Below are 21739 nucleotides of genomic sequence, written 5' to 3'. Positions count from 1 at the left end.
GATAGAATTTGACTTGCTCATTTGCTTTTTTAGTGTGTGCTCACTATTACTTAAAACGTTGGCGCTTTGTTTTGTTCAGTTTTCAAAGAGCAATTCCGCTGCAAGTTCTCTTAGAAGCGACCTTACTATCATACCAAGCCAACAACCAAAAGTCAACAACTTTTTCCATTTTACTTCATTGCATAATCAAATTCATTTATTTGTCTTAAGCAACTTTTATAATATATCAGGATAAAATCACTTCGTCAATAACTTTTTTACTTTTTCGCTTGAGAACCTTTCCAGGTGTCCTTTGAGGGATGTTCTTTTCTTTTCGAAGAGGTTTTAGTCCGCATATATTTAAAGCACTCCTTTGGAGAGGCTACTCTTTTTAAGATATTAAATAGAATCTTATACCTTTCCTCCATCGCCCTTTTTACAACTTGGTCGATCCGTTCATCCATTAAATCAAATAAGATTTCATCCAATTCTCTCTTTAATAGGTACTCTATCTCTTTCTGTTCGATTCCGGAGATCATAAAACCAAGCATTACTCCACCTCTTTAGCATTTTTTACTATACTTTCCATTCCTCCTTTTTTTATGTTTGCATCTTTTCAAGTTTTTGCATGAACTCTAAAAAATGAGCATAGGATGTTTCAAGAGTGCTTGGACGAGGTGATAATAATGAATTTTTTTCTTGTACTAAATGCAAGAAGGTTTAAACAGTATGCTTTCATTTTACTTACTGCATTGTTTACAGCCTGGTTTTTTTATATTCAAGAGATTGTCAATATACCGGTTTTTTCAACAGCAAGTGGTCCTAAGGCGGTTTACGAAGGAGAAAAGGACCTTGCGTTAACCTTTAATATTGGCTGGGGAGACGAAAAAGCCGTCCCCATTCTTGATACATTAAAGGCGGAGAATGTTAAAGCTGCTACCTTTTTCTTATCGGGTGCATGGGCTGAAAGGCATCCGGATATTGTCAGCCGAATTGTGAAAGAGGGGTACGAAATCGGAATGCTTGGATATGATTATGAGGATTACACCGATTTGGAGGACAAAGAAATCATCAGGGAAATTTCTAAAGCCCAAGTTGCATTTAAAAAATTAGGAGTGAAAAAAATCGAGTTAATTCGCGCTCCAACCGGACATTTTGATAAGCGGTTTCTAAAAATCGCAGACAGATTTGGCTATTCTGTTGTCCATTGGAGCTTGGATTCAAAGGATTGGACTAATCCCGGAACGGAAAAAATTGTAGAAAACCTAAAAATTGCGGAGAAAGGGGATATTGTGCTGCTCCATGCCTCCGACTCAGCAAAACAAACTGCAGGAGCCCTGCCTGAGATCTTAAACACTATCCGTTCAAAACATTTAACATTGGTGACCGTGTCTGAAATGATTGCTAATTCTTCTACTCGCACTGAAGAAGTCAAGTAGCTTAAATGAAAAAAATGGCCTCCCGCAGCGCGGAAGGTCATTTTTTCTTTTTGGAAGCTAATTCTTTCATCGATTTTTCATTTAGCTTGCTTAGTATTAAGAGCTGATAAGCATTACAAACTAAGAGAGGAAGCAGCATAAAATACATCCAGCTGTTATCATTAATCCGCAGAACCGGCACCCATTCTACAGCAGTTACAACTACCATGAAAAATAAAGCAGGAATAAAGGCTAGTTTGTTGGTCTGTTTCACTTTTATAAAAGCTACAATCAAGCCAACAGCCAACAAAACAATGGCCCATCCCATATAGCCCGCTATCCCTTCCCCCTTTGAAAATGACTCATAACGGAAATAGACTACGTCAAATAATGTAAAAGCGATAAGTAAGATTTGAACCGCATTCCAGAGCTTTGCCGTTTTAAATATTCCTAATCCAAAACGATGGACAGTTAAGTATGCAAAGAAACCCATTTGGCTAATGACGCTGAATATTAAACCTACCCCTACCAGCCAGAAAAAGGTCATTAAAAGCTCACCAAGTTCGCCTGAAGCAAACAAGGACCGGTATTCATTCCAGCGGGCAACAAAACCGACAATTCCGGCTGTCGCGCCTCCCAAGAATAATGTTGTCATAAATAATCGAACCAAATTACGGCTGTTCACTTTTTTTCCTCCAAATATTATTCATCCCACTTGATTGTACCAACCACCCTTACAAAAATCTACAATTTCCGCAAGCGAATATTTTTCTATCCGAGTACCATATTAAGAATATGAAGTCATGAAAGGGGCTCTTACAACATGAGAATGAGAGTGGCATTGCTTACTTTCTCTGCTTTCTGTTTCCTTTTTACCGGCTGTTCTCCAAAAGAGTCCGGCGGTCAAAGAGTGGAATATGAAGAAACTAAGAAAATGGTTGTAGATATATTAAAAACCGACGAAGGCAAGAAGGCGATCCAGGATGTTATGTCGGATGATAAAGTCAAAAGCCAGCTTGTAATGGATCAGAAAGTTGTCTCTTCGACGATTGAACAATCCATGACTTCAGATAAAGCCAAAGAGTTTTGGGAAAAGGCGTTTAAGGATCCAAAATTTGCTTCGGCATATGCCAGAGGGCTTCAACAGGAACACGAAAATCTGCTTAAAGATTTAATGAAAGACCCTCAATATCGGGCAATGCTTATGGAAGTAATGAGGGATCCTGAGCTACAAAAAGAGCTTGGCACGTTAATCAAAAGCAAGGCCATGCGTGATGAAACAAAAAAAATTATGCTTGAAACCATGGATAGTCCCTTAGCGCAGGAAAAAATCCAAGATATCCTTATGCAGGCTGCTGAACAAATGCAAAGCCAGAAAAAACCGGCAGGAGGCAGCTAATTACACTTTATTACGTGCATACAAAAGAAGCCTTCTCCACATGGAGTAAGGCTTCTTTAAAGATACTAAAGAATATTGATTACTTTTTGGGCGATATCTGTATAAATTCGGCCAAGCTTGTGATCCTCTGCATAGATTGAAGGAGCAAAGTCTTCTTCATTCCAATCAGGCTGCTGTAGCGGAAGCTGTCCGAGCAATTCTGTCTGGAGCTCTTCGGCTAGCTTCTGGCCGCCGCCTTGTCCGAATACATATTCTTTTTCTCCTGTTAATTGGCTTTCAAAATAAGACATATTCTCAATAACCCCAATGACATCATGGTTCGTTTTAAGAGCCATCGCTCCTGCCCGCGCCGCAACAAAGGCCGCTGTCGGATGGGGAGTCGTTACAATGATTTCTTTACAAGATGGCAGCATATTATGGACATCAAGCGCTACATCACCCGTTCCCGGCGGAAGGTCAAGTACAAGATAATCCAGTTCTCCCCATTCTACTTCATTGAAGAAACTGTTGAGCATTTTTCCAAGCATTGGTCCTCTCCAGATGATTGGCGCATTGTCCTCCACAAAAAATCCCATAGAGATGACTTTTACACCAAATCGTTCAACTGGAATGATTTTTTCACCGCGTACGGCAGGTCTCTTTGTAATACCCATCATATCCGGCACAGAGAAACCGTAGATATCAGCATCTACCAATCCAACTTTCTTTCCAAGCCGTGCAAGTGCCGTTGCAAAGTTGACGGAAATTGTAGATTTACCTACCCCGCCCTTTCCTGAGGCAATCGCAATAAACTGTGTTGTATTCCCCGGAGACAGCAGACCAAGATCTTGTTGAGGGGCATTGGAACGATGCTTTGCGAGCTCTTCAGCAGGTAATTCCGCAAAACGGATTCCCACAGTATCTGCACCAGCATTCTTCAACAGCTCTACCACCTTTGTCTGAAGCTGCATCTGTTCTCCAGTCCCTGTTTTGGCAATTGCAATTTTCACGCTTACATGGTTCTTTTCTGGCTTTATCTTGACCTCGAGAATTCCGTTTGTTTCTTCCAGGCTTTTATGAAGAAACGGATCTTGCAAGTTATGTAAGGCTTCGATAACTTTTTGTTCTGTTAACACGGTTAGCACCTGCCTTAATGAATTCGTTTTCAGCCCTTAGTATACCATATTTGTTTTTATTTCGCGCCGCTGTGAAATAGCTGGTTTGAAAATTAAAATATTAAAGGAATTTTACTTCTTAACCATTAAAAGAGCCCGCCAGATGGCAGGCAGTATCAATTTTTTATTTCTCTTTCGGCGCAGCTTCTTCTGTGAAATATTTCAATATCCCTGTGTAAATAGATGCAGCTACACTTTCTTGATACGCATCATCCATGAGATTTTTCCGGTCCTCCGGATTAGAAAGGAAACCAACCTCTACTAATGCACCGGGTTTCTTTGCATTCCTCAATATATAAATATTGTCTAACACCTTTGCCTTACGGTCTGTATTTTCCAGATTTCTTTTAATTTCTGACTGGATGTATTTTGCCACTTGTTTATTTTCTTCATAGCGTAAGGAATAGAATGTTTGGGCACCTTTCCACCTATGGGAAGAGAGCGAGTTCAAGTGAATGCTTAGAAATAAATCTGCATCAGAATTATTGATTATTTCGACTCTTTTCCGGAGATCTTCCCGCTTACGGTTGCTCAGCCCCTTTGTTTCTTTGGCAGCGAGATCATTATCGTCTTCCCTTGTCAGAATCACCAACGCACCCTGTTCCTCCAAAAAAGTCCTTAGTTTTTGGGTAATGGATAGAGCAATGTCCTTCTCCAGTACATTCGGGACAGTAGCTCCGGCATCTGGTGCGCCATGTCCAGCATCTAGAATTACGATCTTCCCGCTTAAAGGGAGATTCCATGACTTCCAGGAATTATTCTCCACCAAATTCATCGTCATGATTAAAAACAGCAGGATAATTCCGATTGCAAAGCCGGTATATTTTAGCTTTCTTCTCATTGGGCCTATCTCCTTTTCCACTCGTCCTACATTTAAAAATATGGGACAGGAAAGCGAAATAGAACCGCAATGATTCTTCTGCCTGCAATCGTTTAATGGAGCCGCATTTTATATCGGCGCTGACCATTTTCATATCCTTCTTTCCACCATGTCTCCACAAATCCTTCACAGCGATAATACAAAGACTCATTGTAAAGGTCATTTTCTCCAACCTTACCCCAATACAATATAAAATTGAACAGGGTATCAATAAGGTGCTTCTCTTGGGATAAACATCTATATTTAACGGCCTCAATAGGCTCGCCATAGTACCCAAACTTACTGAAATGGGCACCCAGCAAATACGCCTCAACAGCCACATCAAAACATCCCTCTTCAAGAACTTGACTAAACGCTACTCCAAGAGTCCGATCCTCTGCAAAAAATTCCTGAACCCGTTTTTTCATATTCCCGATTGAAATATCCTTTAGGACTGTGCGCTCATACTTGATCTGCTTCTCTTTCCGTTTTTCCTTCAAAGTTGTGATTACATTCATCTATAAGCACCTCGTGATGAGGGTATGACCCCTTTTCCCGGACCTCCCGGGTATGTATTTAGTTTTAGCCTCAAGGCGCCGGAGATTCTTGTTTTTTACTGGGGAGGCAGTGGCAAAAATTTATAGGTGAACCAGGTGTAAAGTGGGGGATAATACAGTAAGAAGTAAAACGCTTATACAGTTCCCCGTGAAAAAGACAATTAAAAGTGGAAATTCAAAATAAAAGACCCCCAACCAAATTGGTCGAGAGCCTTTGAAGCGCCAAAAATTAACGCTTTGAGAACTGAGGTGCACGACGAGCGCCTTTAAGACCGTATTTTTTACGTTCTTTCATACGAGCGTCACGTGTTAATAGTCCAGCTGATTTTAAAGTTGGACGGTATTCTGGGTCAGCAAGAAGCAATGCACGAGCGATACCGTGACGAATTGCGCCAGCTTGGCCAGTGTAACCACCGCCATTAACGCTAACAAGAGCGTCATAGTTGCTAGTAGTTTCAGTAGCTACTAACGGTTGCTTTACAACTTCGCGTAAAGCTTCAAATGGGATATAGTCTTCAATTTCACGTCCGTTGATGATGATGCGGCCTTCGCCTGGTACTAAACGTACACGAGCAACTGAGCTCTTGCGGCGGCCAGTGCCATAATATTGAACTTGTGCCAAGATTGTTTACCTCCTTATTTATTATCCGCGTAATTCGTATACTTCAGGCTGTTGAGCTTGCTGCTTATGCTCGCTGCCAGCATATACGTGCAATTTTTTGAACATTTGACGACCAAGAGAGTTCTTTGGAAGCATACCTTTGATAGCAAGCTCAAGCATTCTCTCAGGGTAGTTAGTGCGCATCTCAAGAGCTGTTCTTGTTTTAAGACCACCAGCATATTGGCTGTGACGGTAGTAGATCTTGTCAGTCAATTTCTTACCTGTCAAATGGATCTTTGATGCATTAATGATGATCACGTGATCACCAGTGTCTACGTTTGGTGTAAATGTTGGTTTGTTTTTACCGCGTAAAATAGCTGCTACTTCGCTAGCAAGACGACCAAGAGTTTGACCATCTGCGTCGATAACATACCACTTACGTTCAACTTCATTTGCTTTCGCCATAAATGTTGTACGCATGATTACCCTCCTAAAAAAGTTCATTGGTTATATTTATTTTCAATCACAATAAGACTTCCGGGGCTTATCGTGGGATTAAAATACATACCATATTATATTAGCCGCTATCTGGGCCATTGTCAAGAGAATGTTACACCGGGATTAGTTGTCATGAGAAATATTTTTTTAAATAGTTAATAATGCACCTTCCAAAGATACAAACCATGTCCAGGAGCCGTTTTTCCGGCTGCTCCGCGGTCCTTCTTATCGAGTATGTCCAGCATTTCTCCCGGGAGTTTTTTGCCGCTTCCAGCCTCCAGAAGCGTCCCCATTAAAATTCTTACCATATTGTACAAAAAGCCATTGCCGACAAATCTGAAAATCAGCATATCATCCTGTTCATAAAAGTCAATCTCATGGATCGTCCTGACCTTGTCCACTACTTCTGTTTTTGCCGAGCAAAAAGAGGTGAAGTCATGAGTGCCAATAAAAAATTGTGCCGCTTCCCTTACCGCATCATAATTTAACGCAAAAGGGTAATGATAGGTAAAATTCCGGCTAAAAGGATCTCTTCTTTCAGCCCGCGACAAGATGTAACGGTATTCCTTGCCGACAGCATCAAACCTTGCATGAAAATCAGGAGCGGCCTTTTTTATAGCCAGTACGGAAATATCATCGGGAAGCATGGCGTTCAATCCTTTTTCCCAATTTGATATAGGAATAGCCAGGGGCGACTGAAAATGAAAGACCTGCCCCTTCGCGTGAACTCCTGCATCGGTCCTGCCTGACGCAGTTATCTTAACTTCCGTACCTTTATGCATCTTACTCAATGCTTTTTCGATCTCACTTTGAACTGTCCGTTTATCCGGCTGAACCTGATATCCGGAAAACAAGCTTCCATCATAAGCAATTGTGCATTTATATTTTTGCATAAGCCTTCACCCTCATGTTCTAAAGACTGCCAGAAGAATCGTAATCCCTACAAGAGACACAATTAGAAGCGTGTCCAGGGCCTGCCAGTTTAACTGCCGGTATTTCGTTCTGCCCTCCCCGCCGCGATAGCCCCTTGCCTCCATGGCTGTGGCCAGCTCCTCCGCCCTTTTAAACGCGCTCACAAATAACGGAACCAGCAAAGGAACAATCGCTTTGACCCTTTCCTTAATCGGGCCTGAAGAAAAATCAACGCCTCTAGCAGCTTGCGCTTTCATAATTTTGTCTGTTTCCTCCATCAGAGTCGGAATAAACCGCAATGAAATAGACATCATCAGCGCCAGCTCGTGCACAGGCATTTTCATCTTTTTCAAAGGATTAAGCAGCTGCTCCATCCCATCGGTGATCGATATGGGAGTGGTCGTAAGTGTCAGCAAAGAAGTGATTAAGATTAAATAAGTGAATCGAAGCGAAATAAAGAGCCCCTGCCTGACTCCGCCTTCGTATATTTCTAGTCTGCCTATACGGTATAACACATCGCCTTCTTTTGTAAAAAAAACGTGGAGGAACAGTGTGAACAATATGAGCCAGAAAACCGGCTTCAGACCATTAAATAAGAACCGGAGCGGGATCTTGGAGACGAACAGCATTGCTAAAGTGAAACATCCAAGAATCACATAAGTTAAAGTATTGTTTGCTAAGAATACAATGCAAACAAAGAAAAAAACCATTAGCAGCTTAGAACGGGGATCCATTCTATGAAGTGGGGACTCAGCAGGAACATAACGGCCAAATATCATCTTTTCCATCATGAGCGCTCACCCCATTTCATTACCCGCTTAATTTCCATTGCAAGCTCTTCTATATCCAAGCATGGCTTATCAAAGCGGACTCCCATCTCCTTTTGCAGCTTAAGCTGAAAACGAACGGTGTCAGGAACATCAAGCCCAAGCTCCAGCAGCTGTTCCGGCTGTGAAAAGACTTCGTTAGGAGACCCCTTTTGATACACAGTGCCTTTATGCATGATCACAATCTCATCTGCATAGCGTGCTGCATCCTCCATGCTATGAGTCACCAGAACAGTTGAAATGCCCCGTTCATTATGAAGCTGATAGAACATGTCCATAATTTCTTTACGGCCGCGCGGATCAAGTCCGGCAGTTGGTTCATCTAACACTAGCACATCAGGCTCCATTGCCAGAACACCGGCAATAGCAACTCTTCTCATCTGTCCCCCAGATAAATCAAAAGGGGACTTATCCAGGATTTCTTCCCCTAATCCAACTTGTTTTAAAGCATTTCTGGCTAATTGCTTCGCATCTTCTTCCGGTACGCCAAAATTGATCGGCCCAAAACAAATATCCTTTTCAACTGTTTCTTCAAACAGCTGATGCTCCGGAAATTGAAAAACGATTCCGACCTTTTTTCGTATCGGCCGCAGCTGCTTTTCCTTTTTGCCGGCCTCAATTGTTCGGTCACCCACCTGAATCTTTCCCTTAGTCGGCTGCAGCAGGCCATTTAGATGCTGCAGTATCGTTGATTTTCCTGAGCCGGTGTGACCAATCAAAGCCATGTATGTGCCGGGCTCGATAGCCAGGTTCACATCATGGATGGCCAGCCTTTCAAATGGGGTATTTACTTGGTAACGATATTCTACATCCTGGAGTACAATACGCATAACTCTCTCACCAACTCTTCGTCTGTCAGTTGCCTGTCTTCTACCTCAACGCCATTTTTGCGGAGCGACTTGGCCAGCTTGATTGAAAATGGAATATCAAGGCCCAGCGAGATAAGTTCTTCCTCAAGCTCAAAAATTTCACGGGGAGTTCCCTCGCGATAAACGGTCCCTTTGTTCATGACAATCATCCGATCAGCTTTTGCCGCTTCCTCTAAATCATGAGTAATGGATATAACAGTCAGGACATTTTCTTCCTTTAATTCTCTAACCGTCTCCAATACTTCTTCTCTTCCTCTAGGGTCAAGCATGGAAGTCGCTTCATCAAGGATAACGATATCTGGCTGCAGAGCCAGTACACCAGCAATCGCAACACGCTGCTTTTGCCCCCCGGAAAGATGGTGCGGCTCTTGATTAAGAAATTGTTCCATTTTAACTCGCTTTAATGCATTCTTAACCCGTTCTCTCATAATTTCCGGTTCGATGCCCGCGTTTTCTAAACCAAAAGCCACATCATCCTGAACAGTCGTCCCTACAAACTGGTTATCGGGATTTTGAAAGACCATACCTATTCGCTTTCTCACATCCCAAACGGATTCTTCTGACAGCTCCATGCCATTCACAACAATCTTGCCTTCCGCCGGAAACTGCAGCCCGTTTAACAATTTGGCAAGCGTTGACTTGCCTGATCCATTGTGTCCTACAATGGCCAGCCATTCCCCTTTTAAAACTTCAAATGAAACACGATCAATCGCATTGCGTTCCTGGCCGTCATATTTGAAAACAATATTATCAAGTGACACCAGTTGTTCTCTAGTCAAAGCATTTCCTCCCCTATCCAAGCCTTGTTTAAAAGCCAAAGGACATTTGCCTTTTGTCTCTATCATATCTGGATTTATTTCTGGGTATAAAAAAACGCTGCACCCCTTCCACCGGATTAACCCGGTAAATTAAGAGCAGCTTAAAGGTCCTGTCCGCAAAAATAAGGACCGTTACAACATTCGCTTTCTATAAGCGAGAAGGGGTGCAAGAGCTAGACGTGAAGGGTACTAGTTTCCGTTCTCCAGCCATCATAACGCTCCGCAATGCGCATTTCTTTATGCAAGATACAATGGTGTGCAGTGGTTTGATTAGATAAGAAAAAAGGGCAAAGACAAGTTAGTATTCAACTGTCCCGCCCCTTTTCACGTTTGTTATTAAACTAACTCGATAACTACGATTGGTGCACCGTCTCCGCGGCGTGGACCCATCTTCATAATACGAGTGTATCCGCCTTGGCGTTCTTCATAACGTGGAGCGATATCGCTGAATAATTTTTGAACCGCATCTTGGCCTTTTTCAGCATCAGCTACTTCATTACGAACGTAAGCTGCTGCCTGACGGCGTGCATGCAAGTCACCACGCTTACCAAGAGTGATCATTTTTTCTACAACAGAACGTAATTCTTTAGCACGTGCTTCAGTAGTTTCAATACGCTCATGAATGATAAGGTCAGTTGTTAAATCACGTAACAAAGCCTTACGTTGTGAGCTAGTGCGTCCTAACTTTCTGTAACCCATTGAGAGATTCCCTCCTTTGTTGATCAAGATATTCTGTTATCAGGCTCACAGCAAAATGGCTAGTAAGCAGAGCTAACTAGTCATTAGTCGTCTTTTCTAAGACCTAAGCCTAATTCTTCTAATTTTGCTTTTACTTCTTCAAGGGATTTGCGTCCCAGGTTACGTACTTTCATCATATCTTCTTCCGTTTTATGAGCAAGCTCTTGAACGGTATTGATTCCAGCACGCTTTAAGCAGTTATAAGAACGAACAGAAAGATCCAGTTCTTCAATTGTCATTTCCAGAACTTTTTCTTTTTGGTCTTCCTCTTTTTCGACCATGATTTCGGCATTTTGAGCTTCATCAGTTAAACCAACAAAGATATTCAAATGCTCTGTTAAAATCTTGGCACCAAGCGCAACAGCTTCCTGCGGACCATTGCTTCCATCAGTCCAAACATCAAGTGTGAGCTTATCGTAGTTTGTCATTTGGCCTACACGAGTATTTTCAACCTGGTAGGTTACACGTGATACAGGAGTGTAAATGGAGTCGATAGGAATTACACCAATTGGCTGATCGTCACGTTTGTTGTTATCAGCACGTGTATATCCGCGACCACGGCGGGCTGTTAATCTCATACGCATTTGGCCGTTTCTGCCAAGTGTTGCAATGTGTAAATCCGGATTAAGAATTTCCACGTCACTGTCATGCGTAATGTCAGCTGCCGTAACTACACCTTCACCCTGCACATCAATTTCAAGCGTTTTTTCTTCATCGGAGTAAATCTTGAGAGCTAATTTCTTCACATTCAGAATGATAGAAGTAACATCTTCTACAACGCCTTCAATTGTTGAGAACTCATGCAGCACACCATCGATTTGAATAGCTGTTACTGCAGCGCCTGGGAGTGAGGATAATAGAATACGACGTAAGGAGTTACCCAGAGTTGTACCATACCCACGCTCAAGTGGCTCCACGACGAACTTGCCATACTTGGCATCATCGTTGATTTCAACCGTTTCGATTTTTGGTTTTTCTATTTCAATCATCCAATAAACCCTCCTTCAAAACGTCGAAACCCCGGTTAGCAGATACGAAAATCGCATCTAACCGAAATTCCCCATATATACGTTCCCGAATATGCGCAACAACTGATTTAATAATTCTGTAGAACGCAAAATTTGTATTATATCCCATTATAGACAACAATACAAAATTTATACAGAAAAATTAAACACGGCGACGTTTTGGTGGACGGCATCCGTTATGTGGAACTGGAGTAACGTCTCTGATAGCTGTAACTTCAAGACCAGCGGCCTGTAGTGCACGGATTGCAGCCTCACGACCAGCTCCAGGTCCTTTTACAGTTACCTCAAGAGTTTTCATGCCATGCTCCATAGAAGTTTTAGCAGCAGTTTCAGCAGCCATTTGTGCAGCGAACGGAGTGGATTTACGAGATCCTCTAAAGCCTAAAGCTCCAGCACTTGACCATGAAATAGCATTACCATGGGCATCAGTAATCGTAACAATTGTGTTGTTGAAAGTAGAGCGAATATGTGCAATACCAGTTTCAATATTCTTTTTTACACGACGTTTACGTGTATTAGTTTTACGTGCCATGAAAAGTACCCTCCTTTACTGATTATTTTTTCTTGTTAGCTACTGTACGGCGAGGTCCTTTACGCGTACGAGCGTTGTTTTTTGTATTTTGACCACGAACAGGAAGTCCGCGACGATGACGCAATCCACGATAAGAACCAATTTCCATAAGACGTTTGATGTTTAGGGAAATTTCACGGCGAAGGTCACCTTCTACCTTTAGCTTATCAACGATATCACGAATTTTGTTTAATTCGTCTTCAGTAAGATCGCGTACACGAGTATCTTCAGAAACACCAGCTTCTGAAAGAACTTTAATTGCAGTTTGCTTACCAATACCATAAATATATGTTAATGAAATGACAATACGCTTGTCACGTGGAATATCAACACCAGCAATACGTGCCATGTGAGTAGCACCTCCTTCAATATTAGCCTTGTTTTTGTTTATGCTTAGGGTTTTCGCAAATAACCATTACTTTGCCTCTTCTGCGGATTACTTTGCACTTTTCGCAGATTGGCTTTACTGATGGTCTGACTTTCATTGCTATCTAACCTCCTTATACAAATCGGAGCTTACTTTATTTAAATCGGTAAGTGATTCTTCCGCGAGTTAGATCATAAGGTGAAAGCTCAACAGTGACTCTATCCCCAGGCAAAATGCGAATGAAGTGCATACGAATTTTCCCGGATACGTGAGCTAATACAGTATGACCATTTTCTAATTCTACCTTAAACATTGCATTAGGCAAAGTCTCTTGAACTTTCCCTTCTACTTCAATTACATCATCTTTCGCCATCTACTTATTCTCCCTTCTCTTTTGCAACATGTTCATTCACAAATTTCGAAACCGCGAAACGAAGCTTCCCATTGGTGACATAACCTGTTTCTATGATACTGTTACGAACTTCCGGAGATATACAATCAAGGAAACGCAAATGTTGAAGGTTTTTACGCTTAGGATCATGAAACCGGTGTTTCGTGCCATCAGCGATTAAAACAAACCTATCATCGAGCAACCTGATAACAACTGCATAATTCCCAGTATCTCGACCTTGGGTAATGAGAACAAATTGCCCTATGCGTAAACTAGATTTTTCATCTTTCAATCCTATCACCTAACTTATGGTTTGGTAAGAATCTCAAACCCAGATTCAGTGATTGCGATAGTATGTTCAAAGTGGGCGCACATTTTTCCGTCAATAGTTACAACGGTCCAGTTATCCTCCAGGGTTTTCACATACCGGCTTCCAGCGTTGACCATAGGTTCAACGGCAAGTACCATACCCGGCTTTAAGCGTGGGCCCTTATCGGGTGGACCATAGTGAGGAATTTGAGGGTCCTCATGTAAGTCTTGACCAATTCCGTGGCCTACATACTCACGAACGATTGAGAAATCGCGGGCTTCGACATAGGTTTGAATTGCATGGGAGATATTTGAAAGACGCACACCTGGTACGGCTTCTTGTAGCCCTCTATATAATGACTCTTCTGTTACATCCAAGAGCCTCATAGTCTCTTCATCAATGCTGCCCACTGGGTACGTCCAAGCTGAGTCTCCATGATAACCGTTATACTTAGCACCAATATCGATGCTGATTATATCGCCTTCATTAAGAACCCGGCTGCCCGGAATGCCATGGACAAGTTCATTGTTAACAGATGCGCAAATGCTGCCGCGAAATCCATTATACCCTTTAAATGAAGGGAATGCATCATGTTTGCGAATAAAGCTTTCAGCAATTGCGTCCAGCTCCTTCGTTGTGATCCCGGGAATGATATGTTTCTTCAGCTCTTGATGAGTTAAAGCAACAATTCGCCCTGCTTCACGCATGATTTCAATCTCGCGCGGAGTCTTACAGATGATCATTAACGCAATCCTCCAAGCAGTTCCTGAATATCTGCAAACACTTCTTCCATGTGCTTTTGACCATTAATGTTGCGAACATAGCCTTTTTCTTTATAGAAGTTAAGAAGCGGCTCTGTTTGTGCTAAGTTGACATCTAAACGGTTTTGAACCGTTTCTTCATTATCATCAGCCCGTTGATAAAGTTCACCGCCACAGCGGTCGCATACTCCTTCTTTTGCCGGAGGATTGAAGACAAGATGATAAGTGGCTCCGCAGTTCTTACAAATACGGCGGCCAGTTAATCTTTCCATCAATATGCTTTTATCGACATCAATGTTGATAACAAAGTCAATGCGGCGTTGCAGGTCTGAAAGGATGCTTTCAAGTGCTTCAGCTTGTGCGACAGTGCGCGGAAAGCCATCAAGCAGAAAGCCTTTCTCACAGTCCGATTTACTTAATCTTTCACGGACAATTCCGATTGTGACTTCATCAGGCACAAGCTCGCCTTTATCCATAAAAGATTTTGCCTTTAAACCAAGTTCCGTTCCATCTTTAATAGCAGCTCGGAACATATCTCCAGTAGAGATATGAGGGATGTCATAATTTTCTACGATTCTTTCGGCCTGAGTACCCTTTCCGGCACCCGGTAGCCCCATTAATACAAGATTCACACTAATCCCCCTTAAACTCCATAATGGGTTTAAGGGAACATCATAGTTCCCAAAAAACACATTATTTTATAAAGCCTTTATAGTGACGTTTTACTAACTGGGATTCAAGCTGCTTCATTGTATCTAGCGCAACACCTACTACAATTAGTAAGGATGTGCCGCCGATTTGAGCAGATTGAGGCAAATTAGCGAACGAAACGAAAAAGACCGGTAAAACAGAAATGGCTGCTAAGAATAGCGAACCTACAAATGTTAAACGATACAATACACGCGTTAAATAATCCTGTGTACTTTTGCCAGGACGGATTCCTGGAACATACCCACCCTGCTTTTTCAAATTATCTGCCATTTGTTCAGGATTAACCTGAATGAAAGCGTAGAAATAAGAGAAAGCGATGATGAGAGCGACATAGATTAACATACCGATTGGCTTGCTATAGTCAAATGTCTTTTGGATCCATAGCGTTACATCATTAGAACCAAAGAACGAAGCGATCGTAGTTGGTGTTATGAGAAACGCCATTGCAAAGATAACAGGGATAACGCCAGCTGCATTTACCTTTAATGGAAGGTGAGTGGACTGTCCGCCTACCGGACTGCGTCCTGCAGCTCGTTTTGCATATTGAATCGGAATCTTACGAAGTGCTTGCTGGATAAATACTACACCAACAACAATTGCAATCACAGCAAGGAGTATCAATAGGACAATTACTATATTAATAAATAGCTTTTCCCCTGCATTTTCAAACTGCTGAGCGTAAATCTGATTTACCGTAGAAGGTATGCCAGCTACAATTCCAGCAAAGATTATGATGGAGATTCCATTTCCTACTCCTTTGGAGGTAATCAGCTCTCCTAACCACATTAAGAAAGCCGTACCTGCTGTCAAAACTACCGCTATTAATAAGTACGTTCCAACACCCGGATTTTTGATAAGTTGTCCTCCAGCCATATTATTGAATCCGTAAGACATACCAAAAGCCTGGATAAAACCAAGCACAATCGTACCATAGCGGGTAAACTGAGCTAACTTACGGCGCCCAACTTCACCTTGCTTTGCCCATTCTGCAAACTTTGGAACTACGTCCATTTGCAGAAGCTGCACAATGATAGAAGCCGTAATGTAAGGCATGATCCCCATCGCCAGGATAGAGAAGTTATACAGTGCTCCACCGCCGAAGGTGTTTAAGATCCCGAAAACATTCAGTTCATCTTGCGCTTTTAACAGTTCGGCATTCACATTCGGTACAGGAATAAATGTACCGATGCGATATACGATCAACATTAAAAGCGTAAAAATGATCTTATTTCTGATATCACCCACGCGCATAAAATTGGAGATCGTGCGAAACATTAAATCACCTCAGTTTTACCGCCAGCAGCTTCGATCGCTTCTTTTGCAGTAGAGGAGAATTTGTGAGCTTTAACAGTAAGCTTTTTCTCGACGTTGCCTTTAGCCAGAATCTTAATTCCAGCTTTTTCATTGCTTACAATACCTGTTTCAACTAGAAGAGCAGGTGTTACTTCAGTTCCGTCCTCGAAACGGTTTAGAGTATCAAGGTTAACGATTGCGTAGTCTTTACGGTTAATGTTAGTGAAACCGCGTTTAGGCAAACGTCTGAAAAGTGGTGTTTGACCACCTTCGAAACCAAGGCGTACTCCGCCGCCGGAACGGGCGTTTTGACCTTTATGACCTTTACCAGCAGTTTTACCGTTACCAGAACCGATACCGCGACCTTTACGTTTACGTTCTTTACGAGAACCTTCTGTAGGTTGTAATTCATGAAGTTTCATGTTGGCACCTCCTTGTTAGAGAGAATTTATTTTATTGCTCTTTTACAGTAACAAGATGAGCAACTTTGTTAATCATACCGCGAATCGCAGGGTTATCATCATGAACAACTGTCTGATGCATTTTGCGTAATCCCAGTGTGTTAACTGTAACGCGTTGGTCTTCAGGGCGACCAATCAAGCTGCGAGTGAGGGTAATTTCTAATTTATTAGCCATTTGATTTCCCTCCTTATCCTAACAGTTCTTCTACTGATTTGCCACGCAGCTTAGCTACGTCCTCAGCGCGTTTTAATTGCTTTAATCCGTCCAATGTAGCACGTACCATGTTGATTGGTGTGTTGGAACCTAGAGATTTAGAAAGAATATCGCTAATTCCGCCTAATTCAAGAACCGCACGAACAGGACCTCCAGCGATTACTCCAGTACCTTCAGAAGCAGGCTTCAAAAGGATGTGTCCCGCACCAAAGCGGCCGTTCACTAGGTGAGGAATTGTAGTTCCTACCATCGGTACAGTGACCAGGTTTTTCTTTGCATCTTCGATTGCCTTACGGATTGCATCAGGTACTTCTTGTGCTTTACCTGTACCAAATCCAACATGACCGTTTTTGTCTCCTACAACTACAAGTGCAGTGAAACGGAAACGACGTCCGCCTTTAACAACCTTAGCTACGCGGTTAACCGTAACTACACGCTCTTCAAGTTCTAATTTATTAGGATCAATACGACGCATCTGTTTTGTCCCTCCTTTATCTATTAAAATTCTAAGCCGTTTTCACGAGCAGCGTCCGCTAATGCTTTAATACGTCCGTGGAAAAGGTATCCTCCGCGGTCAAATACCACAGACTTGTAACCTTTCTCAACAGCGCGCTTTGCGATTAGTTCGCCAACCTTTTGTGCTGCTTCAGCGTTATTGCCAGCAACTTCAAGCTCTTTATCAAGAGTAGAAGCACTTGCCAATGTTACGCCGTTTACATCATCAATAAGCTGTGCGTAAATGTGTTGGTTAGAACGGAACACATTCAAACGAGGACGAGCTTCAGTTCCGGAAAGCTTAGCACGTACACGTGCATGTCTTTTCTTACGAACAGAATTTTTGTTAGCCTTCGTAATCATTTACGTCACTCCTTTCGTTTACCTTAGGCAGCATTACTTACCTGTTTTACCTTCTTTACGACGAACAAATTCGCCTTCATAACGGATACCTTTGCCTTTATATGGCTCAGGCGGACGAACGTCACGGATATTAGCAGCAAGCGCGCCAACGCGTTCTTTGTTTGCGCCTCTTACGATAATTTTTGTATTTGATGGAACTTCAACCTCAAGGCCAGCCTCAGGCTCAATCTCAACAGGATGAGAGTAACCAACGTTAAGTACAAGCTTTGAACCTTGTTTTGCAGCACGGTAACCAACACCGATTAATTCTAGTGATCTTTCGAATCCTTTAGATACACCCTCAACCATGTTAGAGATTACAGCGCGAGTTGTTCCATGTAATGCGCGGTGTTCTTTTGCATCTGATGGACGAGAAACAGTTACTAAGTTTTCTTCTATGCTGATTGTAATATCAGAATTAAAAGTTCTTGTTAATTCACCCTTAGGTCCTTTTACAGTTACAGTACCATTGTTGTTAGTAACAGTAACGCCAGCAGGGATTTCAATAGGTTTTTTACCTACGCGTGACATCTAGTGCACCTCCATTCGTGTAAAAATTAATTACCAAACGTATGCTAATACTTCTCCGCCAACTTGTTTAGCGCGAGCTTCTTTATCAGTGATAACTCCTTGAGAAGTAGAAACGATTGCAATACCTAAACCGTTAAGAACACGAGGAACTTCACCAGTTTTTGCATAAACACGCAAACCAGGTTTGCTGATGCGCTTAAGTCCAGTGATAACACGCTCGTTATTAACGCCGTATTTCAAGAAGATACGGATTACACCTTGCTTGTTGTCTTCGATTAATTCTACGTCACGCACGAAGCCTTCACGCTTTAAGATTTCAGCGATATCTCTCTTAATCTTTGAAGCAGGAACTTCCAGTTTTTCGTGACGAACCATGTTCGCATTACGGATGCGAGTAAGCATATCTGCAATAGGATCTGTCATGACCATTTAATATTACCTCCTTCCCAAAATCGGGTTTTACCAGCTAGCCTTCTTAACGCCAGGAATTTGTCCTTTATATGCAAGTTCACGGAAGCAAATACGGCAAAGTTTGAATTTACGTAGTACTGAATGTGGACGACCGCAACGTTCGCAGCGTGTATAGTCTTGTACTTTAAACTTTGCTCCGCGCTTTTGCTTCAAGATCATAGATTTTTTAGCCACGTTTTCGCCTCCCTTTATTTAGAGATTACTTTTGGAACGGCATTCCAAATTGTGTTAGTAGTTCACGAGCTTCTTCATCAGTATTAGCAGTCGTTACGATAACGATATCCATACCGCGAACCTTGCTCACTTTATCATAGTCAATCTCAGGGAAGATGAGTTGTTCTTTAATACCTAAAGTGTAGTTTCCGCGTCCGTCGAATGATTTCTTGGATACACCGCGGAAGTCACGTACACGTGGTAGAGAAACAGATACTAACTTATCAAGGAATTCATACATACGCTCTCCGCGCAATGTTACTTTTGCGCCGATTGGCATTCCTTCACGAAGACGGAAACCAGCGATAGATTTCTTAGCCTTTGTAACCAATGGCTTTTGACCAGTGATCAAAGTTAGTTCTTCCACAGCATTGTCAAGGGATTTTGCGTTGGCAACAGCGTCACCCACACCCATGTTGATAACAATTTTCTCGATTTTTGGAACTTCCATAACCGATTTATAATTAAACTTGCTCATTAGAGCTGGAGTCATTTCTTTTTGGAATTTTTCCTTTAGGCGGTTCATTCTTTATTGTACCTCCCTTCTTCAGTAACTTATTTATCTAAAGATTCACCTGATTTAATAGCTACGCGTACTTTCTTGCCGTCAACCACCTTGTAACCAACACGAGTCGGGTTACCTGATTTAGGATCAAGAGGCATAACGTTAGAAACGTGAATAGCAGCTTCTTGGCTGTTAATTCCACCTTGTGGATTAGCTTGAGAAGGCTTTGAGTGCTTCTTCACGATGTTGACTCCTTCAACAAGCACACGATTTTTCTTTGGATATGCTTCAAGGATGACACCTTGTTTGCCTTTGTCCTTACCAGAGATGACTACGACTTTGTCACCTTTTTTAACATGCATTAGCTTCGCACCTCCTTGAAAGGGCATTAAAGAATTTATCATTATAAAACTTCTGGAGCTAGAGAAACGATCTTCATGAAGCTGTTGTCACGAAGTTCACGGGCAACAGGTCCGAAGATACGGGTACCGCGCGGGCTCTTGTCATCACGGATGATAACACAAGCATTTTCGTCAAACTTGATGTAAGAACCATCATTACGACGAACACCGAACTTAGTACGTACAACAACCGCTTTAACAACGTCACCTTTTTTAACAACGCCTCCTGGCGTTGCTTGTTTTACTGTACATACGATGATATCACCGATGTTAGCAGTTTTGCGGCCAGAACCACCAAGAACTTTAATTGTTAGTACTTCGCGTGCACCAGAATTGTCAGCGACTTTTAAACGTGTTTCTTGTTGAATCATGTACGAAACCTCCCTTCGGAATAAACATAATCCGAAAACCTATATTAAATGATAACTGCTTTTTCTACAACTTCAACTAGACGGAAGCGTTTAGTAGCTGAAAGAGGGCGAGTTTCCATAATTCTTACTGTATCGCCAATTTTCGCTTCGTTCTGCTCGTCATGCGCCTTAAATTTCTTAGAATATTTAACGCGTTTACCGTATAGAGTGTGTTTTTTATAGGTTTCAACCATAACTGTGATTGTCTTATCCATTTTGTCGGATACAACACGGCCAGTATAAACCTTGCGTTGGTTGCGTTCGCTCATTTGCGCAAACCTCCCCTCATTTATCGATTGTTAACAGCGATCTCTCTTTCACGTACAACAGTTTTCATACGTGCGATCGATTTGCGCACTTCACGGATACGTGCAGTATTTTCAAGTTGTCCAGTAGCTAACTGGAAACGCAAATTAAATAGTTCTTCTTTAAGAGATTTAACTTTTTGTTCAATTTCGGCAGTGGTAAGTTCTTTGATTTCATTAGCCTTCATTTGATTCACCACCAATTTCTTCTCGTTTTACAAACTTGCATTTGATTGGAAGTTTGTGTGCTGCAAGGCGCAACGCTTCACGTGCTACCTCTTCAGAGACACCAGAGATTTCAAACATAACTTTTCCAGGCTTTACAACCGCTACCCATCCTTCAGGAGCACCTTTACCGGAACCCATCCGAACTTCTAGAGGCTTAGCAGTGAATGGCTTGCTTGGGAAGATTTTGATCCAAACTTTACCGCCACGTTTCATGTAACGAGTCATTGCGATACGAGCTGCTTCAATCTGACGGTTTGTAATCCAAGAAGCTTCTTGAGCTTGAAGACCAAACTCACCAAAATGAACTTCAGTTCCGCCCTTAGCACGGCCTCTCATTTTACCGCGGTGTTCACGGCGATATTTAACGCGTTTAGGCATTAACATATTATTTTCCTCCTTCCTCGGACTTCTTCTTAGTAGGAAGGACTTCTCCACGATAGATCCATACTTTCACGCCAAGCTTACCGTAAGTAGTATCCGCTTCAGCAGTAGCATAGTCGATGTCAGCACGAAGTGTATGAAGTGGAACAGTACCTTCGCTGTAATGTTCAGCACGAGCGATATCAGCGCCGCCAAGACGACCAGAAACCTGAGTTTTAATACCTTGTGCACCAGCGCGCATTGTGCGTTGGATAGACTGTTTTTGAGCACGACGGAAAGAAACACGGTTTTCAAGCTGGCGAGCGATGTTTTCTGCTACTAATTTCGCATCAAGATCCGCTCTCTTAATTTCAATGATGTTGATGTGTACGCGCTTGCCAGTTAATTGGTTTAGAGCTTTACGAAGTGCTTCAACTTCAGTACCGCCTTTTCCAATTACCATACCTGGCTTAGCTGTGTGTACAGAAATGTTCACACGGTTTGCAGCACGTTCGATTTCAACCTTAGATACAGAAGCATCACTTAAACGTTTCGCGATGTATTCACGAACTTTAATGTCTTCATGTAAAAGATCTGCATAGTCTTTGCCTGCGTACCATTTGGATTCCCAATCACGGATGATCCCAATACGCATACCGACCGGATTTACCTTTTGACCCAC

The 21739-nt window shown here is 42.2% G+C and carries 37 protein-coding genes; 2 read left to right on the top strand and 35 right to left on the bottom strand.

All coding sequences use genetic code 11. The features are described 5' to 3' along the window. Window positions 1-257 precede the first annotated feature (257 nt). Entirely contained in the window at window positions 258-530 is a 273-nt protein-coding gene (locus CVD28_RS22230; RefSeq protein WP_101596778.1) for a hypothetical protein, read from the bottom strand. A gap of 135 nt (window positions 531-665) precedes the next feature. On the opposite strand from CVD28_RS22230, the gene pdaB reads away from it, so the two are divergent. Continuing rightward, window positions 666-1418, top strand: a complete 753-nt coding sequence (pdaB, locus tag CVD28_RS22225) for a polysaccharide deacetylase family sporulation protein PdaB (RefSeq protein WP_101596776.1) — start codon at window positions 666-668, stop codon at window positions 1416-1418. A 37-nt stretch (window positions 1419-1455) separates the two neighbouring features. Here the strand turns inward: pdaB and CVD28_RS22220 are convergent, their stop codons facing one another. Next, the gene (locus CVD28_RS22220; protein WP_101596773.1) at window positions 1456-2082 is read right to left on the bottom strand and encodes a KinB-signaling pathway activation protein; all 627 of its coding nucleotides are present in this window, start codon (window positions 2080-2082) and stop codon (window positions 1456-1458) included. Between the two features lie 138 nt (window positions 2083-2220). On the opposite strand from CVD28_RS22220, the gene gerD reads away from it, so the two are divergent. Beyond that, on the top strand, window positions 2221-2796 hold the full coding sequence (gerD, locus tag CVD28_RS22215) for a spore germination lipoprotein GerD (protein WP_101596771.1): 576 nt from the start codon (window positions 2221-2223) through the stop codon (window positions 2794-2796). Between the two features lie 65 nt (window positions 2797-2861). On the opposite strand, the gene CVD28_RS22210 is transcribed toward gerD, so the two are convergent. From CVD28_RS22210 to rpsC, 33 genes are all read right to left on the bottom strand, one after another. Next, window positions 2862-3911 carry an Mrp/NBP35 family ATP-binding protein gene (locus CVD28_RS22210; RefSeq protein ID WP_101596769.1) on the bottom strand — a complete coding sequence of 350 codons (1050 nt, stop codon included), beginning with the start codon at window positions 3909-3911 and terminating at the stop codon, window positions 2862-2864. Between the two features lie 163 nt (window positions 3912-4074). Continuing rightward, window positions 4075-4791 (bottom strand): N-acetylmuramoyl-L-alanine amidase CwlD, encoded by a 717-nt coding sequence (gene cwlD / locus CVD28_RS22205; protein ID WP_101596767.1) that lies wholly within the window; start codon window positions 4789-4791, stop codon window positions 4075-4077. Window positions 4792-4883: 92 nt separating this feature from the next. Beyond that, entirely contained in the window at window positions 4884-5327 is a 444-nt protein-coding gene (locus tag CVD28_RS22200) for a YbaK family protein (RefSeq protein ID WP_101596765.1), read from the bottom strand. Between the two features lie 268 nt (window positions 5328-5595). Beyond that, window positions 5596-5988 carry a 30S ribosomal protein S9 gene (gene rpsI / locus CVD28_RS22195; RefSeq protein WP_101596763.1) on the bottom strand — a complete coding sequence of 131 codons (393 nt, stop codon included), beginning with the start codon at window positions 5986-5988 and terminating at the stop codon, window positions 5596-5598. A gap of 21 nt (window positions 5989-6009) precedes the next feature. Then, window positions 6010-6447: a 50S ribosomal protein L13 gene (rplM, locus tag CVD28_RS22190; protein WP_101596760.1), complete on the bottom strand. Its 438-nt coding sequence runs from the start codon at window positions 6445-6447 to the stop codon at window positions 6010-6012. 173 nt (window positions 6448-6620) lie between these two features. Next, a complete protein-coding gene (gene truA / locus CVD28_RS22185; RefSeq protein WP_101596757.1) occupies window positions 6621-7358 on the bottom strand; it encodes a tRNA pseudouridine(38-40) synthase TruA in 738 nt (245 codons plus the stop codon). A gap of 12 nt (window positions 7359-7370) precedes the next feature. Then, window positions 7371-8168 carry an energy-coupling factor transporter transmembrane component T family protein gene (locus CVD28_RS22180; protein WP_101596754.1) on the bottom strand — a complete coding sequence of 266 codons (798 nt, stop codon included), beginning with the start codon at window positions 8166-8168 and terminating at the stop codon, window positions 7371-7373. Continuing rightward, window positions 8165-9034: an energy-coupling factor ABC transporter ATP-binding protein gene (locus CVD28_RS22175; protein WP_101596751.1), complete on the bottom strand. Its 870-nt coding sequence runs from the start codon at window positions 9032-9034 to the stop codon at window positions 8165-8167. Before CVD28_RS22175 ends, CVD28_RS22180 begins: the two co-directional genes overlap by 4 nt. Beyond that, complete coding sequence (locus CVD28_RS22170; RefSeq protein ID WP_257985952.1) at window positions 9010-9852, bottom strand: energy-coupling factor ABC transporter ATP-binding protein; 843 nt, start codon at window positions 9850-9852, stop codon at window positions 9010-9012. The genes CVD28_RS22175 and CVD28_RS22170 overlap by 25 nt, the downstream gene beginning before the upstream one ends. A gap of 375 nt (window positions 9853-10227) precedes the next feature. Continuing rightward, complete coding sequence (gene rplQ, locus CVD28_RS22165) at window positions 10228-10590, bottom strand: 50S ribosomal protein L17 (RefSeq protein WP_101596746.1); 363 nt, start codon at window positions 10588-10590, stop codon at window positions 10228-10230. Between the two features lie 83 nt (window positions 10591-10673). Beyond that, window positions 10674-11618 (bottom strand): DNA-directed RNA polymerase subunit alpha, encoded by a 945-nt coding sequence (locus CVD28_RS22160; RefSeq protein WP_101596743.1) that lies wholly within the window; start codon window positions 11616-11618, stop codon window positions 10674-10676. A gap of 181 nt (window positions 11619-11799) precedes the next feature. Further along, window positions 11800-12189, bottom strand: a complete 390-nt coding sequence (rpsK, locus tag CVD28_RS22155; RefSeq protein ID WP_101596740.1) for a 30S ribosomal protein S11 — start codon at window positions 12187-12189, stop codon at window positions 11800-11802. Window positions 12190-12211: 22 nt separating this feature from the next. After that, a complete protein-coding gene (gene rpsM / locus CVD28_RS22150; protein ID WP_101596737.1) occupies window positions 12212-12577 on the bottom strand; it encodes a 30S ribosomal protein S13 in 366 nt (121 codons plus the stop codon). 22 nt (window positions 12578-12599) lie between these two features. After that, a complete protein-coding gene (gene rpmJ / locus CVD28_RS22145; protein WP_000868344.1) occupies window positions 12600-12713 on the bottom strand; it encodes a 50S ribosomal protein L36 in 114 nt (37 codons plus the stop codon). Between the two features lie 36 nt (window positions 12714-12749). After that, on the bottom strand, window positions 12750-12968 hold the full coding sequence (gene infA, locus CVD28_RS22140; protein WP_101596733.1) for a translation initiation factor IF-1: 219 nt from the start codon (window positions 12966-12968) through the stop codon (window positions 12750-12752). 4 nt (window positions 12969-12972) lie between these two features. Further along, window positions 12973-13278 (bottom strand): KOW domain-containing RNA-binding protein, encoded by a 306-nt coding sequence (locus CVD28_RS22135; RefSeq protein WP_101596731.1) that lies wholly within the window; start codon window positions 13276-13278, stop codon window positions 12973-12975. Window positions 13279-13292: 14 nt separating this feature from the next. Beyond that, a complete protein-coding gene (map, locus tag CVD28_RS22130) occupies window positions 13293-14039 on the bottom strand; it encodes a type I methionyl aminopeptidase (RefSeq protein ID WP_101596728.1) in 747 nt (248 codons plus the stop codon). Then, the gene (locus tag CVD28_RS22125) at window positions 14039-14689 is read right to left on the bottom strand and encodes an adenylate kinase (RefSeq protein WP_101596726.1); all 651 of its coding nucleotides are present in this window, start codon (window positions 14687-14689) and stop codon (window positions 14039-14041) included. The genes map and CVD28_RS22125 overlap by 1 nt, the downstream gene beginning before the upstream one ends. A 61-nt stretch (window positions 14690-14750) precedes the next feature. Beyond that, entirely contained in the window at window positions 14751-16043 is a 1293-nt protein-coding gene (gene secY / locus CVD28_RS22120) for a preprotein translocase subunit SecY (protein WP_101596723.1), read from the bottom strand. Continuing rightward, window positions 16043-16483 (bottom strand): 50S ribosomal protein L15, encoded by a 441-nt coding sequence (gene rplO, locus CVD28_RS22115; protein ID WP_101596720.1) that lies wholly within the window; start codon window positions 16481-16483, stop codon window positions 16043-16045. Before rplO ends, secY begins: the two co-directional genes overlap by 1 nt. Window positions 16484-16514: 31 nt before the next feature. Beyond that, window positions 16515-16697 (bottom strand): 50S ribosomal protein L30, encoded by a 183-nt coding sequence (gene rpmD, locus CVD28_RS22110; protein ID WP_101596716.1) that lies wholly within the window; start codon window positions 16695-16697, stop codon window positions 16515-16517. A gap of 13 nt (window positions 16698-16710) precedes the next feature. After that, a complete protein-coding gene (gene rpsE, locus CVD28_RS22105; protein ID WP_101596713.1) occupies window positions 16711-17211 on the bottom strand; it encodes a 30S ribosomal protein S5 in 501 nt (166 codons plus the stop codon). Window positions 17212-17234: 23 nt separating this feature from the next. Beyond that, complete coding sequence (gene rplR / locus CVD28_RS22100) at window positions 17235-17594, bottom strand: 50S ribosomal protein L18 (protein WP_101596711.1); 360 nt, start codon at window positions 17592-17594, stop codon at window positions 17235-17237. A gap of 33 nt (window positions 17595-17627) precedes the next feature. After that, window positions 17628-18164 (bottom strand): 50S ribosomal protein L6, encoded by a 537-nt coding sequence (gene rplF, locus CVD28_RS22095; RefSeq protein WP_101596708.1) that lies wholly within the window; start codon window positions 18162-18164, stop codon window positions 17628-17630. Between the two features lie 30 nt (window positions 18165-18194). Beyond that, entirely contained in the window at window positions 18195-18593 is a 399-nt protein-coding gene (rpsH, locus tag CVD28_RS22090; RefSeq protein WP_101596705.1) for a 30S ribosomal protein S8, read from the bottom strand. 30 nt (window positions 18594-18623) lie between these two features. After that, window positions 18624-18809: a type Z 30S ribosomal protein S14 gene (locus tag CVD28_RS22085; protein ID WP_101596703.1), complete on the bottom strand. Its 186-nt coding sequence runs from the start codon at window positions 18807-18809 to the stop codon at window positions 18624-18626. A gap of 25 nt (window positions 18810-18834) precedes the next feature. Next, a complete protein-coding gene (gene rplE, locus CVD28_RS22080; RefSeq protein ID WP_101596700.1) occupies window positions 18835-19374 on the bottom strand; it encodes a 50S ribosomal protein L5 in 540 nt (179 codons plus the stop codon). 29 nt (window positions 19375-19403) lie between these two features. Beyond that, window positions 19404-19715, bottom strand: a complete 312-nt coding sequence (gene rplX / locus CVD28_RS22075; protein ID WP_101596697.1) for a 50S ribosomal protein L24 — start codon at window positions 19713-19715, stop codon at window positions 19404-19406. A 41-nt stretch (window positions 19716-19756) separates the two neighbouring features. After that, window positions 19757-20125: a 50S ribosomal protein L14 gene (rplN, locus tag CVD28_RS22070; RefSeq protein WP_101596694.1), complete on the bottom strand. Its 369-nt coding sequence runs from the start codon at window positions 20123-20125 to the stop codon at window positions 19757-19759. Between the two features lie 44 nt (window positions 20126-20169). Then, window positions 20170-20433 carry a 30S ribosomal protein S17 gene (gene rpsQ / locus CVD28_RS22065; RefSeq protein ID WP_101596692.1) on the bottom strand — a complete coding sequence of 88 codons (264 nt, stop codon included), beginning with the start codon at window positions 20431-20433 and terminating at the stop codon, window positions 20170-20172. 20 nt (window positions 20434-20453) lie between these two features. Next, on the bottom strand, window positions 20454-20657 hold the full coding sequence (gene rpmC / locus CVD28_RS22060; RefSeq protein WP_101596690.1) for a 50S ribosomal protein L29: 204 nt from the start codon (window positions 20655-20657) through the stop codon (window positions 20454-20456). Further along, on the bottom strand, window positions 20647-21081 hold the full coding sequence (rplP, locus tag CVD28_RS22055) for a 50S ribosomal protein L16 (RefSeq protein WP_101596687.1): 435 nt from the start codon (window positions 21079-21081) through the stop codon (window positions 20647-20649). Before rplP ends, rpmC begins: the two co-directional genes overlap by 11 nt. 1 nt (window position 21082) lies before the next feature. Then, a complete protein-coding gene (gene rpsC / locus CVD28_RS22050; protein ID WP_101596684.1) occupies window positions 21083-21739 on the bottom strand; it encodes a 30S ribosomal protein S3 in 657 nt (218 codons plus the stop codon).

Origin of the sequence: Bacillus sp. M6-12 (assembly GCF_002860285.1) — a bacterium.
In the GTDB taxonomy this organism is placed as follows: domain Bacteria; phylum Bacillota; class Bacilli; order Bacillales; family DSM-1321; genus Peribacillus.
The sequence above is the reverse complement of the archived record's forward strand: the minus strand, read 5'-3'. Positions and strand labels throughout refer to the sequence as shown.

Coding starts and splice junctions, on each gene's coding strand:
- CVD28_RS22230 (WP_101596778.1), bottom strand. CDS start 530: ATGCTTGGTTTTATGATCTCCGGAATCGAACAGAAAGAGATAGAGTAC.
- pdaB (WP_101596776.1), top strand. CDS start 666: ATGAATTTTTTTCTTGTACTAAATGCAAGAAGGTTTAAACAGTATGCT.
- gerD (WP_101596771.1), top strand. CDS start 2,221: ATGAGAATGAGAGTGGCATTGCTTACTTTCTCTGCTTTCTGTTTCCTT.
- cwlD (WP_101596767.1), bottom strand. CDS start 4,791: ATGAGAAGAAAGCTAAAATATACCGGCTTTGCAATCGGAATTATCCTG.
- CVD28_RS22200 (WP_101596765.1), bottom strand. CDS start 5,327: ATGAATGTAATCACAACTTTGAAGGAAAAACGGAAAGAGAAGCAGATC.
- rplM (WP_101596760.1), bottom strand. CDS start 6,447: ATGCGTACAACATTTATGGCGAAAGCAAATGAAGTTGAACGTAAGTGG.
- truA (WP_101596757.1), bottom strand. CDS start 7,358: ATGCAAAAATATAAATGCACAATTGCTTATGATGGAAGCTTGTTTTCC.
- CVD28_RS22180 (WP_101596754.1), bottom strand. CDS start 8,168: ATGATGGAAAAGATGATATTTGGCCGTTATGTTCCTGCTGAGTCCCCA.
- CVD28_RS22175 (WP_101596751.1), bottom strand. CDS start 9,034: ATGCGTATTGTACTCCAGGATGTAGAATATCGTTACCAAGTAAATACC.
- rplQ (WP_101596746.1), bottom strand. CDS start 10,590: ATGGGTTACAGAAAGTTAGGACGCACTAGCTCACAACGTAAGGCTTTG.
- CVD28_RS22160 (WP_101596743.1), bottom strand. CDS start 11,618: ATGATTGAAATAGAAAAACCAAAAATCGAAACGGTTGAAATCAACGAT.
- rpsK (WP_101596740.1), bottom strand. CDS start 12,189: ATGGCACGTAAAACTAATACACGTAAACGTCGTGTAAAAAAGAATATT.
- rpsM (WP_101596737.1), bottom strand. CDS start 12,577: ATGGCACGTATTGCTGGTGTTGATATTCCACGTGACAAGCGTATTGTC.
- rpmJ (WP_000868344.1), bottom strand. CDS start 12,713: ATGAAAGTCAGACCATCAGTAAAGCCAATCTGCGAAAAGTGCAAAGTA.
- infA (WP_101596733.1), bottom strand. CDS start 12,968: ATGGCGAAAGATGATGTAATTGAAGTAGAAGGGAAAGTTCAAGAGACT.
- map (WP_101596728.1), bottom strand. CDS start 14,039: ATGATCATCTGTAAGACTCCGCGCGAGATTGAAATCATGCGTGAAGCA.
- secY (WP_101596723.1), bottom strand. CDS start 16,043: ATGTTTCGCACGATCTCCAATTTTATGCGCGTGGGTGATATCAGAAAT.
- rplO (WP_101596720.1), bottom strand. CDS start 16,483: ATGAAACTTCATGAATTACAACCTACAGAAGGTTCTCGTAAAGAACGT.
- rpmD (WP_101596716.1), bottom strand. CDS start 16,697: ATGGCTAATAAATTAGAAATTACCCTCACTCGCAGCTTGATTGGTCGC.
- rpsE (WP_101596713.1), bottom strand. CDS start 17,211: ATGCGTCGTATTGATCCTAATAAATTAGAACTTGAAGAGCGTGTAGTT.
- rplR (WP_101596711.1), bottom strand. CDS start 17,594: ATGATTACGAAGGCTAACAAAAATTCTGTTCGTAAGAAAAGACATGCA.
- rplF (WP_101596708.1), bottom strand. CDS start 18,164: ATGTCACGCGTAGGTAAAAAACCTATTGAAATCCCTGCTGGCGTTACT.
- rpsH (WP_101596705.1), bottom strand. CDS start 18,593: ATGGTCATGACAGATCCTATTGCAGATATGCTTACTCGCATCCGTAAT.
- rplE (WP_101596700.1), bottom strand. CDS start 19,374: ATGAACCGCCTAAAGGAAAAATTCCAAAAAGAAATGACTCCAGCTCTA.
- rplX (WP_101596697.1), bottom strand. CDS start 19,715: ATGCATGTTAAAAAAGGTGACAAAGTCGTAGTCATCTCTGGTAAGGAC.
- rplN (WP_101596694.1), bottom strand. CDS start 20,125: ATGATTCAACAAGAAACACGTTTAAAAGTCGCTGACAATTCTGGTGCA.
- rpsQ (WP_101596692.1), bottom strand. CDS start 20,433: ATGAGCGAACGCAACCAACGCAAGGTTTATACTGGCCGTGTTGTATCC.
- rpmC (WP_101596690.1), bottom strand. CDS start 20,657: ATGAAGGCTAATGAAATCAAAGAACTTACCACTGCCGAAATTGAACAA.
- rplP (WP_101596687.1), bottom strand. CDS start 21,081: ATGTTAATGCCTAAACGCGTTAAATATCGCCGTGAACACCGCGGTAAA.